This window comes from Chromobacterium vaccinii (assembly GCF_000971335.1).
Taxonomy (GTDB): Bacteria; Pseudomonadota; Gammaproteobacteria; order Burkholderiales; family Chromobacteriaceae; genus Chromobacterium; species Chromobacterium vaccinii.
Genome location: NZ_JZJL01000004.1, coordinates 92,378 through 106,772, shown reverse-complemented (window position 1 = coordinate 106,772; position 14,395 = coordinate 92,378). Strand labels below are relative to the sequence as shown.

At 65.2% G+C, this 14,395-nt stretch carries 16 protein-coding genes; 9 read left to right on the top strand and 7 right to left on the bottom strand.

Features of this window, described 5'->3' with window-relative positions:
* Positions 1-25 precede the first annotated feature (25 nt).
* Genes adk through VL52_RS03275 form a run of 6 tightly spaced genes read right to left on the bottom strand, consistent with a single transcriptional unit; the run spans position 26 to position 3,729 of the window.
* Positions 26-682 carry an adenylate kinase gene (gene adk / locus VL52_RS03300; RefSeq protein ID WP_046155692.1) on the bottom strand — a complete coding sequence of 219 codons (657 nt, stop codon included), beginning with the start codon at positions 680-682 and terminating at the stop codon, positions 26-28.
* 56 nt (positions 683-738) lie between these two features.
* Positions 739-1,494, bottom strand: coding sequence for a 3-deoxy-manno-octulosonate cytidylyltransferase (kdsB, locus tag VL52_RS03295; RefSeq protein ID WP_046155691.1), 756 nt, complete (start codon positions 1,492-1,494; stop codon positions 739-741).
* Positions 1,491-1,673 carry a Trm112 family protein gene (locus VL52_RS03290; RefSeq protein ID WP_046155690.1) on the bottom strand — a complete coding sequence of 61 codons (183 nt, stop codon included), beginning with the start codon at positions 1,671-1,673 and terminating at the stop codon, positions 1,491-1,493. Before VL52_RS03290 ends, kdsB begins: the two co-directional genes overlap by 4 nt.
* Positions 1,663-2,682 carry a tetraacyldisaccharide 4'-kinase gene (lpxK, locus tag VL52_RS03285; RefSeq protein WP_046155689.1) on the bottom strand — a complete coding sequence of 340 codons (1,020 nt, stop codon included), beginning with the start codon at positions 2,680-2,682 and terminating at the stop codon, positions 1,663-1,665. The genes VL52_RS03290 and lpxK overlap by 11 nt, the downstream gene beginning before the upstream one ends.
* A 13-nt stretch (positions 2,683-2,695) precedes the next feature.
* Positions 2,696-3,112: an ExbD/TolR family protein gene (locus VL52_RS03280; protein ID WP_046155688.1), complete on the bottom strand. Its 417-nt coding sequence runs from the start codon at positions 3,110-3,112 to the stop codon at positions 2,696-2,698.
* A gap of 2 nt (positions 3,113-3,114) precedes the next feature.
* Positions 3,115-3,729 carry a MotA/TolQ/ExbB proton channel family protein gene (locus VL52_RS03275; protein WP_046155687.1) on the bottom strand — a complete coding sequence of 205 codons (615 nt, stop codon included), beginning with the start codon at positions 3,727-3,729 and terminating at the stop codon, positions 3,115-3,117.
* A gap of 277 nt (positions 3,730-4,006) precedes the next feature.
* Between VL52_RS03275 and VL52_RS03270 the strand changes: the two genes are divergently transcribed.
* Positions 4,007-4,465 (top strand): DUF4442 domain-containing protein, encoded by a 459-nt coding sequence (locus VL52_RS03270; protein WP_046155686.1) that lies wholly within the window; start codon positions 4,007-4,009, stop codon positions 4,463-4,465.
* Positions 4,466-4,531: 66 nt separating this feature from the next.
* Here VL52_RS03270 and VL52_RS03265 read toward each other — a convergent pair whose 3' ends face one another.
* The gene (locus tag VL52_RS03265; RefSeq protein WP_021475094.1) at positions 4,532-4,828 is read right to left on the bottom strand and encodes an ArsR/SmtB family transcription factor; all 297 of its coding nucleotides are present in this window, start codon (positions 4,826-4,828) and stop codon (positions 4,532-4,534) included.
* Positions 4,829-4,936: 108 nt separating this feature from the next.
* Between VL52_RS03265 and gpmI the strand changes: the two genes are divergently transcribed.
* The 8 genes from gpmI to VL52_RS03225 all read left to right on the top strand — a co-directional run bounded on the left by gpmI (position 4,937) and on the right by VL52_RS03225 (position 14,324).
* On the top strand, positions 4,937-6,460 hold the full coding sequence (gene gpmI, locus VL52_RS03260) for a 2,3-bisphosphoglycerate-independent phosphoglycerate mutase (RefSeq protein ID WP_046155685.1): 1,524 nt from the start codon (positions 4,937-4,939) through the stop codon (positions 6,458-6,460).
* Between the two features lie 72 nt (positions 6,461-6,532).
* Entirely contained in the window at positions 6,533-7,873 is a 1,341-nt protein-coding gene (locus VL52_RS03255) for a murein hydrolase activator EnvC family protein (RefSeq protein ID WP_046155751.1), read from the top strand.
* Between the two features lie 43 nt (positions 7,874-7,916).
* A complete protein-coding gene (locus tag VL52_RS03250; RefSeq protein WP_046155750.1) occupies positions 7,917-9,332 on the top strand; it encodes a S41 family peptidase in 1,416 nt (471 codons plus the stop codon).
* A gap of 144 nt (positions 9,333-9,476) precedes the next feature.
* Positions 9,477-10,784, top strand: a complete 1,308-nt coding sequence (gene argA, locus VL52_RS03245; RefSeq protein ID WP_046155684.1) for an amino-acid N-acetyltransferase — start codon at positions 9,477-9,479, stop codon at positions 10,782-10,784.
* Positions 10,785-10,882: 98 nt separating this feature from the next.
* Entirely contained in the window at positions 10,883-11,155 is a 273-nt protein-coding gene (locus VL52_RS03240; protein ID WP_021475089.1) for an oxidative damage protection protein, read from the top strand.
* Between the two features lie 69 nt (positions 11,156-11,224).
* Positions 11,225-13,306 carry a polyphosphate kinase 1 gene (gene ppk1 / locus VL52_RS03235; RefSeq protein WP_046155683.1) on the top strand — a complete coding sequence of 694 codons (2,082 nt, stop codon included), beginning with the start codon at positions 11,225-11,227 and terminating at the stop codon, positions 13,304-13,306.
* A 4-nt stretch (positions 13,307-13,310) separates the two neighbouring features.
* A complete protein-coding gene (locus VL52_RS03230; RefSeq protein WP_046155682.1) occupies positions 13,311-13,790 on the top strand; it encodes a DUF456 domain-containing protein in 480 nt (159 codons plus the stop codon).
* Between the two features lie 108 nt (positions 13,791-13,898).
* Positions 13,899-14,324: a BLUF domain-containing protein gene (locus VL52_RS03225; protein ID WP_052729083.1), complete on the top strand. Its 426-nt coding sequence runs from the start codon at positions 13,899-13,901 to the stop codon at positions 14,322-14,324.
* The last annotated feature ends 71 nt before the right edge of the window (positions 14,325-14,395 follow it).

Sequence of the window (14,395 nt, the reverse complement as noted above, 5' to 3'; positions counted from 1 at the left end):
GCTTGTTTCCCGACAACCGCCAAAATCAGGCGCCCAGCGCCTTCAGCACCTCGTCGCGCACGGTTTCCACCGCGCGGGTGCCGTCGATCTTCACGTACTTCGGCGCCTTGGCGCTGCCGCTCTCGGCCAGCTTGCCGTAGAAGCCCACCAGCACGGCAGTCTGTTCGTGGTAGACGGACAGGCGCTTCTTGACGGTTTCTTCCTTGTCGTCGTCGCGCTGAACCAGCTCCTCGCCAGTCACATCGTCCTTGCCGGCCGCTTTCGGCGGGTTGAAGGCGACATGGTAGGTGCGGCCCGAGGCCAGGTGCACGCGGCGGCCGGCCATGCGCTCGACGATGGCGGCGTCCGGCACGTCGATCTCAACCACGTAGTCGATGTCCACGCCGGCGGCGATCATCGCCTCGGCCTGCGGAATGGTGCGCGGGAAGCCGTCGAACAGGAAGCCGTTGCCACAGTCGTCCTGGGCGATGCGCTCCTTGACCAGGCCGATGATGATGTCGTCGCGGACCAGGCCGCCGGCATCCATGATGGCCTTGGCTTCCAGGCCCAGCGGGGTGCCGGCCTTGACCGCGGCGCGCAGCATGTCGCCGGTAGAGATTTGCGGGATGCCGAACTTCTCGCGGATGTAGTTGGCCTGGGTGCCTTTGCCGGCGCCCGGAGCGCCCAACAGGATCAATCGCATTTATGTGACTCCAGTCTGTTTGATTTATGAATTCTTTTGGAGCGCCTACAGCCCCCTCAAGCGAACAGCCGTCGTACCCGTTCCAGGTCTTCCGGCGTATCCACCCCGGCGGCCGGCGCCTCGTCCGCCAATGCCACCGCGATGCTGTAACCATGCCAGAGCACGCGCAATTGTTCCAGCGCCTCGTATTGCTCCAACGGTCCCGGCTCCAGCCCGGCGTAAGCGGCCAGGAAGCCGGCGCGGTAGCCGTACATGCCGATGTGGCGGTAGACCGGCAGTCCTGCCGGCAGCGCCGAGCGGTCGGCAGCGTAGGCGTCGCGGGCATAGGGAATCGGTGCGCGGCTGAAATAGAGCGCGCGGCCGTTCTTGTCGAGAACCACTTTCACCACATTGGGATTGAAATGGTCGGCCGCGTCGTGCAGCGCGTGCGCCAGCGTCGCCACCGGCGCGTCGCCGGCGGCCAGCAGCTCGGCCAGCCGGTCGATCAGCTCGGGCTGGATCAGCGGCTCGTCGCCCTGCACATTGATCACCAGCGCGTCGGCCGGCAGCGCCAGCTTGGCGGCCACCTCGGCCAGGCGGTCGGTGCCGCTGGGGTGGTCTGCCCGCGTCAGCGCCGCCTCGACGCCGTGGGCGGCGCAGGCGGCAAGGATGTCGGCGTGGTCGGTGGCGACGACGACGCGGGAAGCGCGGCTCTTCGCCGCCTGCTCGGCCACGCGCACCACCATCGGCTTGCCGGCGATGTCGGCCAGCGGTTTGCCCGGCAGGCGGCTGGACGCCATCCGCGCCGGAATCACCACGACGAAACCGTTCATTTGACTTCTTCTTCCGGCGGCAGCTCGCGCGCCTCGCTCTCCAGCATCATCGGAATGCCGTCCTTGATCGGGAACGCCAGGCGGTCGCCCTTGCAGATCAGCTCTTCCTTGCTCTTGTCGAACACCAGCGGACCCTTGCACAGCGGGCACACCAGGATTTCCAGAAATTTAGCGTCCATGTTTCGTCTTCAAGCGGGCTAGTATCCATTCGCACAGATCAGGCGCCAGCGTGGCCTGAACCGGCAAAACCCATAGTCTAGCACGCTGCGCCGCGTCATGAAGCGCGCGCGCGAGCTTGACCGCGTCCTTGCTGGTGACGATCACCGCGTCGGCGTCGGCGGGAATGTCGCCAGGCGCGAACGCGTGGTGGTCGGGAAAGGACAGCCGCCGATCAACGGCGATGCCCTGCGCCGCCAGCGTGTCGAAAAAGCGCTCGGGATGGCCGATGCCGGCCAGCGCCGCCACCTTCAAACCTGCGAAGCCGGCCGCGTCCCGCGTGCGCGACGCGTCATCCAGCGCATGGCAGGCGCCGGGGCGCAGCGTCATGGCGAAGCGCGGCAGCGCCGCCGGCAAGGCCAGCGCCACGCCCGCGCCGTTGACCACGGCGGCGTCCACCGTCTCCAGCCGCGACGGCGGCTCGCGCAGCGGGCCATTGGGCAGCAGCCTGCCGTTGCCGAGGCCGCGCCGGCCGTCCAGCACCGCGATCTCCAGATCGCGCGCCAGCCGGTAATGCTGGAGGCCGTCGTCGCTGAGGATCAGCTCGACGTCCGGATGCAGCGCCAGCAGGCGGCGGCCGGCGGCGACGCGGTCGCGCCCCACCACCACCGGCGCGCCGGCGGCGGCCAGCAGCAACGGCTCGTCGCCGACCAAGGCCGGATCGCTGTCGGGCTTCACCTCGGTCGGCGTCGCCGCCTCGCCGCCGTAGCCGCGGCTGATCACCCCGACTTTGACGCCCCTCTCGGCGAAATCGCGCAACAGCGCCAGCGTCAACGGCGTCTTGCCGACGCCGCCGACATTGATGTTGCCGATCACCACCACTGGAACCGCGAGCTTTTCGCTCGTTTTCCAGCCGCGGCGGAACGCTTGCCGGCGCAAAGCGGCCAGCAGCGCAAAAAGCCCTTCCAGCGGAGCCAGAAGGGCCATCAGCCAGCCTCGCGGCCGGTACCAGTGTTGTTCTATCAAACGCATGCCGCCTCAGGCTTCACTTCAGGTTCTGGGTGGCGAAAGTCAGTTGCGACAGACCGGCCTCGCGGGCCGCCTCCATCACGGCGATCACCGACTGGTGGGTGGACCTGGCGTCGGCGTTGACCACCACCACCACGTCGCGCTTGCCGGCCGCGGCGGCCCTCAGGCTGGCCAGCAGCGCGGCCTTGTCGCCGCCGGGCAGCTTGGCGTCATTCACCGCCATCGCGCCGTCGGCGGCCACCGCCACCTTGATCTCGACGGTCTTGCTCTGCTGCTGCTCGCCCTGCGCGGTCGGCAGATTGATCTTCAGTTCGGAAAAATGCGAGTAAGTGGTAGTGACCATCAGGAAGATCAGGATCACCAGCAACACGTCGATCAACGGGATGAAATTGATCTCTGGCTCTTCCCGGGCCCTGCCGCGACGAAAATCCATGTTCAGCCCCCGTTCTTGCGCTCGCCGTGCGCCACTTCCACCAGCTTGATCGCCTGCGCCTCCATTTCCACCAGCAGGCCGTCCACCTTGGAGCGGAAGTAGCGGTAGAACATCATGCTGGGAATCGCGACGATCAGGCCGAAGGCGGTGTTGTACAGCGCGACGGAAATACCGTGCGCCAGCTGCTGCGGATTGGCGCCGCTGGCGTTCTGGGAACCGAAAATCTCGATCATGCCGATCACCGTGCCCAGCAGGCCCAGCAGCGGCGCCATCGCGGCGATGGTGCCCAGCGTGGTCAGCAGACGCTCCAGCAGATGGGCGACCTGGCGGCCCTCGTCCTCGATCGCTTCCTTCATCACCTCGCGGCTGCCGTGCACATTGCGCAAGCCGGCGGCGAACAGGCGGCCCAGCGGCGAATGGCCCTGCAGGCGCTGCAGCAGCTCATCCTTGTCGCCTATGCGCCGGTATTCCTGCAAGGTCTGCGCCAGCAGCCCCTGCGGCACCACCGCGCCGCGCCGCAACGTGTACAGGCGTTCCAGAATGATGGCCAGCGACACCACCGACGCGGCGATGATAGTCCAGATCGGCCAGCCGGCCGCTTCAACGATAGCCCACACGAAGCATTCTCCGTCATCGATACAAACGCCAGACTTTATTCCCTACAGCCGGGTTCAGGCAACCATGCGGGAATAAATTTCACGCCTCTTGCCACTTTTTTGGGCAAGCACTGTCAAATGCCGTTGCCACCGGCTTGCCGCGCAACTTATCCACAAGGTTATTCCGCGATTGCTGTGGATAAATCGACAAGCGCATGGACGGTTTTCCCCGCGATGGCATTGACATCGCTCAAAGCATTGTCGACGATGAATCGTCCAAACAATCGTTTGAATGAATATGAACCTGCCCATCTGGCTGATCAAGCTGTTGTTCAATCTGTGGCCGCCCTTCCTCGGCGCCGGCATCCGCGTGCACAAACTGTCTCCCGACTTCCGCCAGGCCGAGGTCAGGCTCAAGCTGGGCCTGGGCAACCGCAACTACGTCGGCACCCATTTCGGCGGCAGCCTGTACGCGATGACGGACCCGTTCTACATGCTGATGCTGCTGCGCCAGCTGGGCGGCGACTACTACGTATGGGACAAGACCGGCAGCATCGACTACCTGAAACCCGGCCGCGGCACCGTGCGCGCGCTGTTCGACCTCTCCGACCAACAACTGGCCGACATCCGCGAGCGCACCGCCGACGGCGAAAAGCATCTGCCGGAGATGACGGTGGAGATCCGCGACGCCGACGACGAACTGGTGGCCTTGGTGCACAAGACGTTGTACGTGCGCAGAAAGCCGGATCGCCGCTAAACAGGTGGGGCCCATGTAGAAAAAGCCGCGCAGAGCGGCTTTTTCTACATGGGCCCCGGGAAGCGTTTACTCCCCGAAACCACAGAACACTTCGCGCATCATCCTGAGCACGTCCAGCGTGCGGATGTCGCCCACCCGGTAGTAGACCCGGTTGGCGTCCTTGCGCGTGCGCAAAACGCCCTTGTCCCGCATAATGGCCAAGTGCTGGGAAATATTGCTCTGGGAAGTGCCAACTTGCTCGACGATGTCTTGCACGCTCACCTCCCTGTCTTCCAGCACCGATATGATCTTCAGACGCAGCGGATGCGACATGGCCTTCATCGCCCGCGATGTCTGTTCGATCTGGTCGTCGTTGAACAGCAAAGCTTTTCTCCTAATGTAGCCTGACATTTTTTTGATTTGACTGCGGTACAATAGTATCCACAAAACCAGATACTATCAAGGTTTTCTAATATTCTGAATGCGAATGCCATGAAATCCATCAAGCCAGTGTTGTTATTGATCCTCGACGGTTTCGGCCACCGCACGGAAGGCGATGACAATGCCATCCTGCACGCCAGAATGCCGGCATGGAACCGCCTGCGCGAACAGTACGCGTACGGAACGATCAACGCCTCGGAAAACTTCGTCGGCCTGCCCTCCGGCCAGTTCGGCAACTCCGAGGTCGGCCACCTGAACATCGGCGCCGGCCGCATCGTCCAGCAGGACATCAGCCGCATCGACTGCGACATCGAGGACGGCCGCTTCGCCGACAATGACACGCTGCAGCAAGCCATGAGCAAAGCTCAAGGCTCGGCCCTGCATATCCTGGGCCTGCTGTCCGATGGCGGCGTTCACAGCCACGAGAACCACATCCACGCGCTGATCCGCGCCGCCCAGGCCGCAGGCGTGCCCAAGATTTACGTCCACGCCTTCCTGGACGGCCGCGACACGCCGCCGCGCAGCGCGAAAACCTATCTGGAACGGCTGGACGCCGTGCTGGCCGAGTGCCCGAACGCGCGCCTGGTCTCCGTGACCGGCCGGTACTGGGCGATGGACCGCGACAAGCGCTGGGAACGCGTCGAGCCCGCCTATCGCCTGCTGGTGGAGGGCGAAGGCCTGTTCCACGCCGCAACCGGGCTGGAAGCGCTGCAAGCCGCCTACGCCCGCGACGAGAACGACGAGTTCGTCAAGGCCACCGGCATCGGCGCGCCGGTGAAGATGCGGGACGGCGACGCGCTGATCTTCATGAATTTCCGCGCCGACCGCGCCCGCCAGCTGACCACCGCGCTGACCGACCCGGCCTTCGACGGCTTCAAGGCCCGCCAGCCCAAGTTCGGCTGCTACGCCACCCTCACCAGCTACGGCGAAGCTTATTCCGCGCTGCCCACCGCCTACGCGCCGCAAAAGATCCACAACGGCATGGGCGAATACCTGTCGTCGCAGGGCCTGAAGCAGCTTCGGATCGCCGAAACCGAGAAATACCCGCACGTCACCTATTTCTTCAACGGCGGCGAGGAGCAGGTCTACCCGGGCGAGGATCGCATCCTGGTGCCGTCGCCCAAGGTGGCCACCTATGATCTGCAGCCGGAAATGAGCGCCGGCGAAGTCACCGACAAAATCGTCGCGGCGATCCAGTCCGGCCAATACCAGGCCATTTTCTGCAACTACGCCAACGGCGACATGGTCGGCCACAGCGGCGTGTTCGACGCCGCGGTCAAGGCGGTGGAGGCATTGGACGGCTGCATCGAACGCTGCGTGGAAGCGATGCTGGCCGCCGGCGGCGAGGTGCTGATCACCGCCGACCACGGCAACTGCGAGCAGATGTACGACGGCGAGCACCACCAGCCGCACACCCAGCACACCACCAACCAGGTGCCCTTCCTGTATATCGGCCGCCCGGCCAAGATTCGCGCCGGCGGCTCGCTGCGCGACATCTCGCCGTCGCTGCTGAAAATGATGGGACTGGAACAACCGGCGGAGATGACCGGTCAATCGCTGATCGACTTCCAATAATCGCCTCACGGAGCGGCGGCCATGCTCCGGCATGGCCGCCGCTATTGCCTCAAGCGAAAGAACATCCAGGGCATGAAACCTTACCTGCTGCTGGCCTTGCTGGCCGGCGCCGCCCAAGCGGCCAACACCAACGCCTCCTCCACCAGCCTGTCCACCACGCCGCACCAGCAGGACCTGAAAAACGTGCGCAAAGAAATCGACAGCCTGAGGAAGAACCTGGCGCAGAAACAGACGGTCCAGAAAGAGGCGCAGTCCGCGATCCAGGAATCTGAGCAGGCGATCACCCAGACCAAGCAGGCGCTGGCCACGCTGGAACAGCGCCAGAGCCGGTCGGAACAGCAACTGGCCGAGCTGCGCGGCAAGATCGAGCAAACCCGCGCCAAGCTGGCCGGCACCCGCCAGCGCGTCGGCCAGATGCTGGTGCGCCAGTACAAGAACGGCCGGCATGACGCGATGAAGCTGATGCTGAACGCCGACGACCCGAACCAGAGCGCCCGCGACCTCGCCTACTACCAGCACATCGCCCGCGCCGAACAGCAACTGGTCCAGCAACTGCTCGCCCAGCAAAAGCAGCTGGAAACGCTGTCCGCGCAGCTGGAACAGGAGCTCGCGCGGCTGAACAATCTGTCCGATCGCAAGTCGCAGGAAAAGAGCGATCTGGAAAAGGACAAGACCCAGCAGGTGCAGCAGCTGAACAAGGTGGCCGGCGAGATCAAGCAGGGCCAGAGCAAGCTGACCCAGCTGCAAGAGGATGAGAAGCACCTGGCCAACGTGATCGCCCAGATCAACCGCGAAATCCAGCGCCGCAAGGCGGAAGCCGCGCGCAAAGCCGCCGAGGCGCGCAAAGCCAAGCTGGCCGCCGCTCGCGAAGCCGCGCGCAAGGAAAACGAGCGCCGCCGCAAGCTGGCCGAGCAAGCCAAGAAACAAGGCAAGCCGGTGCCGGAAGAAGCGAAGAAGCCGGTGATCGTCAAGGAAGAGCCGGCCCAGAAGGTGGACGAGGTCGCCGACGACAGCGCCTCCGGCCGCGCCTTCGCCAGCCTGCAGGGCAAGATGAAGATGCCGGTGGCCGGCCAGATCGGCGGCGCCTACGGCAAACCGCGCAAGGAGGGCACCACCTGGAAGGGCGTGTTCATCCGCGCCGCCGCCGGCCAGCCGGTGCGCAGCGTGGCCGACGGCACCGTCGTCTATGCCGATGAGTTGCGCGGATTCGGCAAGGCGGTGATCATAGACCATGGCGGCAATTACATGACGGTGTACACCAATCTGTCCGCCATCGCCAAATCGTCCGGCGGCAGCGTCAAGGCCGGGGAAACACTCGGCAACACTGGATCGCTGGACAACGGGGAATCCGGATTGTACTTTGAAATCCGGCACCTGGGCCGCACCCTCAACCCGCAAGCCTGGACACGCTAAGGTGCCGGACACGGAGAATCAGCAAAGCATGAGCAGCCAAAAAATGAAGAAAATCGCATGGTTGGTGGCAGGCGCCATGGCCGGTGGCGTACTGACCCTCAGCATGCAGGCCCTGGCCGACAAGGAAGCCTCGCCGCTGCCGCTGAACGAACTGCGCACCTTCGCCGAGGTGTTCAGCGTGATCAAGCAAAGCTACGTCGAGCCGGTGACGGACAAGAAACTGATCGACGAAGCCATCAAGGGCATGCTGACCGGCCTGGATCCGCATTCCGACTACATGGACGCCGAGGAATTCAAGGAGCTGCGCGAAGGCACGCAGGGCGAATTCGGCGGCCTGGGCATCGAGATCGGCGCCGAGGACGGCCTGGTCAAGGTGGTGTCCCCGATCGAGGACACGCCGGCGCAGAAGGCCGGCATCAAGAGCGGCGACCTGATCATCAAGATCGACGACACGCCGGTGCGCGGCCTGTCGCTGAACGACGCCGTGAAAAAGATGCGCGGCAAGCCGGGCAGCAAGGTCACGCTGACCATCGCCCGCAAGAACGAAGCCAAGCCGCTGGTGTTCACGCTGGCGCGCGCGGTGATAAAAACCAAGAGCGTCAAGTACAAGATGCTGGAATCTGGCTACGGCTACGTGCGCATCGCCCAGTTCCAGGAGCATACCGCGGAAGATCTGGCCGCCGGCCTGCAAAAGCTGTACCAGGAGAACAAGCAGCCGCTGAAGGGCCTGGTGCTGGACCTGCGCGACGACCCGGGCGGCCTGCTGAACGGCGCCGTCGGCGTCGCCGCCGCCTTCCTGCCCAAGGACAAGCTGGTGGTCTACACCGAGGGCCGCACGCCGGACGCCAAGATGCGCCTGACCGCCACGCTGCAGAACTACGCCCGCCAGAACGGCAGCGACCCGCTGGCGAAGCTGCCGGTGGCGGTGCGCAGCGTGCCGCTGGCCGTGCTGGTCAACGGCGGCTCGGCCTCGGCGTCGGAAATCGTCGCCGGCGCGCTGCAGGACCACAAGCGCGCGGTGCTGGTGGGCACGCAGACTTTCGGCAAGGGCTCGGTGCAGTCCATCCTGCCGCTGGGCAGCCAGGGCGGCATCAAGCTGACCACCGCCCGCTACTTCACGCCTAGCGGCCGCTCGATCCAGGCCAAGGGCATCACGCCGGACGTGGTGGCCGAAGACGCGACGCTGACCGCGGCCGACCAGGCGATGCGCGTGCGCGAGGCGGATCTGGAAAACCACCTGGCCAACCCCAACGGCGACGACAAGCCGGCCAAGACGGCCAAGCCCGCTGCCAAGCCGGTGCCGCCGCCGGCCCCCGCGCCGGAGGGCAAGGACAAGGAGCCGGCCGCGCCGGACGCGCAGGGCGGGCAGCGGATGCCGAATCCGAAGAACGACTACCAGCTGTCGCAGGCGCTGAATGTGCTCAAGGTGCAACAGATCCTGCAGAAAAACGAGAACTGAGCCTCCGGTTCCCGACATCGTGCCGCCCGGTCCCGCCGGGCGGCATTTTTCATGCCGCCGCGCTTACTTTCCGAAACACAATGCCGCGGCAATCCTGATATTCTTGATGGTTATCCATCCCTTCCACCGGCCGGAGCCCGCCGCATGCTGACCCGCGAGTTCGTCCACACTTTCCGCGAAGCCGCGCCCTACATCAACGCCTACCGCGGCAAGACCTTCGTGCTGGCCATGGGCGGCGAAAGCCTGCTCGACGGCGACTTCTCCAGCATGGCGCAGGACATCAACCTGCTGGTCAGCCTGGGCGTGCGCATCGTGCTGGTGCACGGCATTCGGCCGCAGATCGAAACCCTGCTGCAGCGCCAAAGCATCGCCCCCCAGTTCCACCTGGGCCGACGCGTCACCGACGCCGCCACCATGGACATCGTCAAGCAGGCGGCCGGCGCCACCCGCCACGACGTGGAGGCGCGGCTGTCGATGGGCATGCCCCACTCGCCGATGCATGGCGCCCACTTGCGGGTAGCCGGCGGCAATTTCGTCACCGCGCAGCCGCTGGGCGTGCTGGACGGCATGGACATGCAATACACCGGCCAGGTGCGACGAGTAGACGCCGCCGCCATCCGCCTGCGCCTGGACGCCGGCGAGCTGGTGCTGCTGACCCCGGTAGGCTATTCGCTGACCGGCGAAAGCTTCAATCTGACCATGGAGGAGCTGGCCGCCCACGCCGCCATCGCGCTGAAGGCGGAAAAGCTGATCTACGTGGTCGAGGGCCGCGGCGTCGTCGAACACGACGGCCAGCTGGTCAGCTCGCTGACCGCCCATCAGGCAGAAGAGATGCTGCAATCGGGCAGCCTGCCCGACGACGTGGCCACCTACCTGCCCTACTGCATCCGCGCCACCCGCGACGGCATCCCCCGCGCCCACTTGGTCAGCCGCCATCAGGACGGCGCGCTGCTGCTGGAGCACTTCACCCGCGGCGGCAACGGCACCATGATCGCCCGCGATCCGCTGGTGCGGGTGCGCAACGCCAGCATCGAGGACGTCGGCGACATCCTGGGCCTGATCCGCCCGCTGGAGGAGCAAGGCATTCTGGTGCGGCGCAGCCGCGAGCGGCTGGAAGTGGAGATCGGCGAATACTCGGTGCTGGAGCACGACGGCAAGATCTACGGCTGCGTGGCGATGCACCCGTTCCCGGAGGCCGAGACCGCCGAGCTGGCCTGCCTCGCCGTATCGCAGGAGAAGCGCGACGGCGGCTTCGGCGAAACGCTGCTCAAGCACGTCGAATACCAGGCGCGCACCCGCGGCCTGCAGTCGCTGTTCGTGCTGACCACCCAGACCTCGCACTGGTTCGTCGAACGCGGCTTCGCCGAGGCCGACAAGAGCTCGCTGCCGCTGGCCCGCCAGCAGTTTTACAATTACCAGCGCCGTTCCAAGGTATTCGTAAAGAAGCTGTAACAATTAACGGCGATGATGCCGCCACGGTTGGAACGGCGCGGGCTCTGTGACACAATAGCCTGTTGTTTCAATCCGATTTCAAGCAAGGATTTCAAGCGATGAGCCGAACCGTTAACTGCATCAAGCTGGGCCGCGAAGCCGAGGGCCTCGACTTTCCCCCGCTGCCGGGCGAACTGGGCAAGCGCGTTTACGAAAGCGTGTCCAAGGAAGCCTGGCAAGGCTGGCTGCGCTACCAGACCATGCTGATCAACGAGAACCGCCTCAGTCTGGCCGACGCGCGCGCTCGCCAGTATCTGGCCAGCCAGCTGGACGCCTACTTCTTCGGCCAGGGCGCCGACGCGCCGGCGGGCTACACGCCGCCGCAGAACTAAAGCCGTGAACAAGCCCTCCAAGCGAGGGCTTTATTGTTTCCGATCACCGTCATTTTGGCTCGCTACCGTATGTCACAACCGCAAGACCTGCTGCTGAACCGTGAACTGGGACTGATAGAATTCAACCGCCGGGTGCTGGCCCAGGCGGAGGACCCGGACCTGCCGCTGCTGGAACGCCTGAAGTTCCTCTGCATCGTCTCCTCCAATCTCGACGAATTCTTCGAGGTCCGCGTCGCCTGGCTGCAGGACGCGTCCCACGCCACGCCGGACCGCATCCTGGCCGACGGCGCCACGCCGGAGCAGGCGCTGGTCAAGGTGGCCCGCGCCAGCCACCAACTGGTGCGCGATCAATACGCAGTGATGAGCGACGTGCTGTTCCCGGCGCTGCGGGAGCAAGGCATCGTCTTCCTGCGCCGCAGCGAGTGGACCGAGCAGCAGCAGGAATGGGTGAAGAACTATTTCTTCCGCGAGCTGATGCCCATCCTGACGCCGATCGGACTCGATCCGTCCCACCCCTTCCCCAAGGTGCTGAACAAGTCGCTGAACTTCGCGGTGGAGCTGGAAGGCCGCGACGCCTTCGGCCGCGCGTCCGGCACCGCCATCGTGCAGGCGCCGCGCATCCTGCCGCGGGTGATCAAGCTGCCGGCCGACGCCTGCGAAGGCCGCCCGCATTGCTTCGTCTTCCTGTCATCCATCCTGCACTCGCACGTGCACGAGCTGTTCCCAGGCATGACGGTCAAGGGCTGCTACCAGTTCCGCGTCACCCGCGACAGCGAGCTGTCGGTCGACGACGACGACTTCAAGAATCTGCGCACCGCGCTGCAGGGCGAATTGCGCCAGCGCCAGTTCGGCGACGCGGTGCGGCTGGAGATCGCCGACACCTGCCCGCAGCACATGGAATCCTTCCTGCTGACCCAGTTCAATCTGCAGCCGCGCGACGTCTACCGCGTCAACGGCCCGGTGAACCTGGTGCGGCTGATGCAGGTGCCCGACCTGGTGGACCGCGCCGACCTCAAGTTCGCGCCGTTCACGCCCACGCTGCCGCTGCCGCTGCAGAAAAAATCGAAGTCGTCGCCGCTGTTCGAAACGATACGCAAGGGCGACATCCTGCTGCACCACCCGTACCAGAGCTTCCAGCCGGTGATCGACTTCCTGACCCAGGCTGCGACCGACCCGCACGTGGTGGCGATCAAGATGACGGTGTACCGCACCGGCACCGACTCGGTGCTGATGGAGTCGCTGATCGCCGCCGCCCGCGCCGGCAAGCAGGTGACGGTGGTGGTGGAGCTGATGGCTCGCTTCGACGAGGAGGCCAACATCGGCTGGGCCAGCCGGCTGGAGGACGCCGGCGCCCACGTGGTGTACGGCGTGATCGGCTACAAGGTGCACGCCAAGATGCTGATGGTGGTACGCCGCGAAGGCCCCGGCCTGCACCGCTATGTGCATCTGGGCACCGGCAACTACCACCCGCGCACCGCGCGGCTTTACACCGATTTCGGCTTGTTGACCTGCAACGAGGAAATCGCCAGCGACGTCAACGACATCTTCATCCAGCTGACCGGCCTGGGCCGCGCCAGCAGCCTGAAGCGGCTGTATCAAAGCCCGTTCACGCTGCACAGCATGATCATGGATTCGATACAACGCGAGACCGAACACGCGCAAGCCGGCAAGCCGGCGCAGATCATCGCCAAGATGAACTCGCTATTGGAGCCGCAGGTGATCCACGCGCTGTACCGCGCCAGCCAGGCCGGCGTGAAGATTCAGCTGATCGTGCGCGGCGTGTGCGCGTTGCGCCCCGGCGTGCCGGGCTTGTCGGACAACATCTCGGTTCGCTCCATCGTCGGCCGCTTCCTCGAGCATCCGCGCATCTTCTATTTCTACAACGACCACAAGGAAGATCTGCTGATGTCCAGCGCCGACTGGATGAGCCGCAACTTCTTCCGCCGCATCGAAACCTGCGCGCCGATTCTGGACAGCAAGCTGAAACGCCGCATCATCAAGGAAGCGTTGCGCCTGTACCTGGAAGACAACGTCAACAGCTGGGAAATGCTGCCCGACGGCGGCTACAAGCGCCGCGGCAGCCGCGGCAAGCCGCACTGCGCGCAGCGCGAGCTGCTGGCATCCTACACCAACAGCCCGGAAGCGGAATAAGCGCATGGAAATACTCGGCTATTTCGCGGCCGCGCTGATGGTGCTGGCCGGCCTCGCCGGCACCATCCTGCCCGCCATCCCCGGCCTGCCCCTGATGTTCGGCGGCCTGTTGCTGGCCTCCTGGCTGGATGGCTTCAACCATCTGGGCGCCATCAGCCTGACCATACTCGCCGTGCTGGCCGCGCTGGGCCTGCTGATCGACTTCGTCGCCGGCCTGCTCGGCGCCAAAGCGACCGGCGCCAGCCGCCAGGCGCTGTGGGGCGCTTTCATCGGCAGCCTGGTCGGCATGTTCTTCGGCATCGCCGGCGTCATTCTCGGCCCGCTCGTCGGCGCCGTCGTCGGAGAATTCATCGCCCGCAAAGACGCGTTCCAGGCCGGCAAGGTCGGCGTCGGCACCTTCATCGGCTTCATCGTCGGCGCGGTGGCCAAGGTGGCCTGCGCCTTCGCGATGCTGGCCACCGCCGCGCTGGCGCTGGCGCTGTAACCCCCTGGCCATGCGGATGGCCGGCGCGGCCATCCCGCACCAAGCGCGAAGATTTTGCTATGCTGCTGCGATCGATAGCGTCCGACCCTTCAGCCGAGGACATTCGCCATGGCACTGCAGCACCTGATCTACGTCAGCACCGCCCGACGGGAGCTGAGCAACGCGGAACTGGAAACCTTGCTTGAGTCCTGCGTGCGCCACAATCTGCAGAACGACATCAGCGGCGTGCTGCTGTATGGCCCCGGCAACTTCATCCAGGTGCTGGAAGGCGAAGCCGAAGCCGTCGCAGAAACCTACCAGCGCATTCTGGACGACACCCGCCACCACAATCTGATAGAAATCCTGCTCGAGGACATCGAGCGGCGCAGCTTCGCCAACTGGCGCATGGGCTTCACCCGGCTGGACGACGCGGCCATCCGCAGCCAGCCGGGCTTCGTCGACGTCTACGGCCCGGACTTTCTGCCCCAGCGACTGGCTGAGCGGCCGACGCTGGCGATGAATATCCTGCTGAGCTTCCGCGCAAACTGCCGCTGAGCGCCCATGCGCGCATCCTGCGCGCTGAATGAGCGCGGATTTCGTTATAATCAGCGATTAGCCCCATCCAA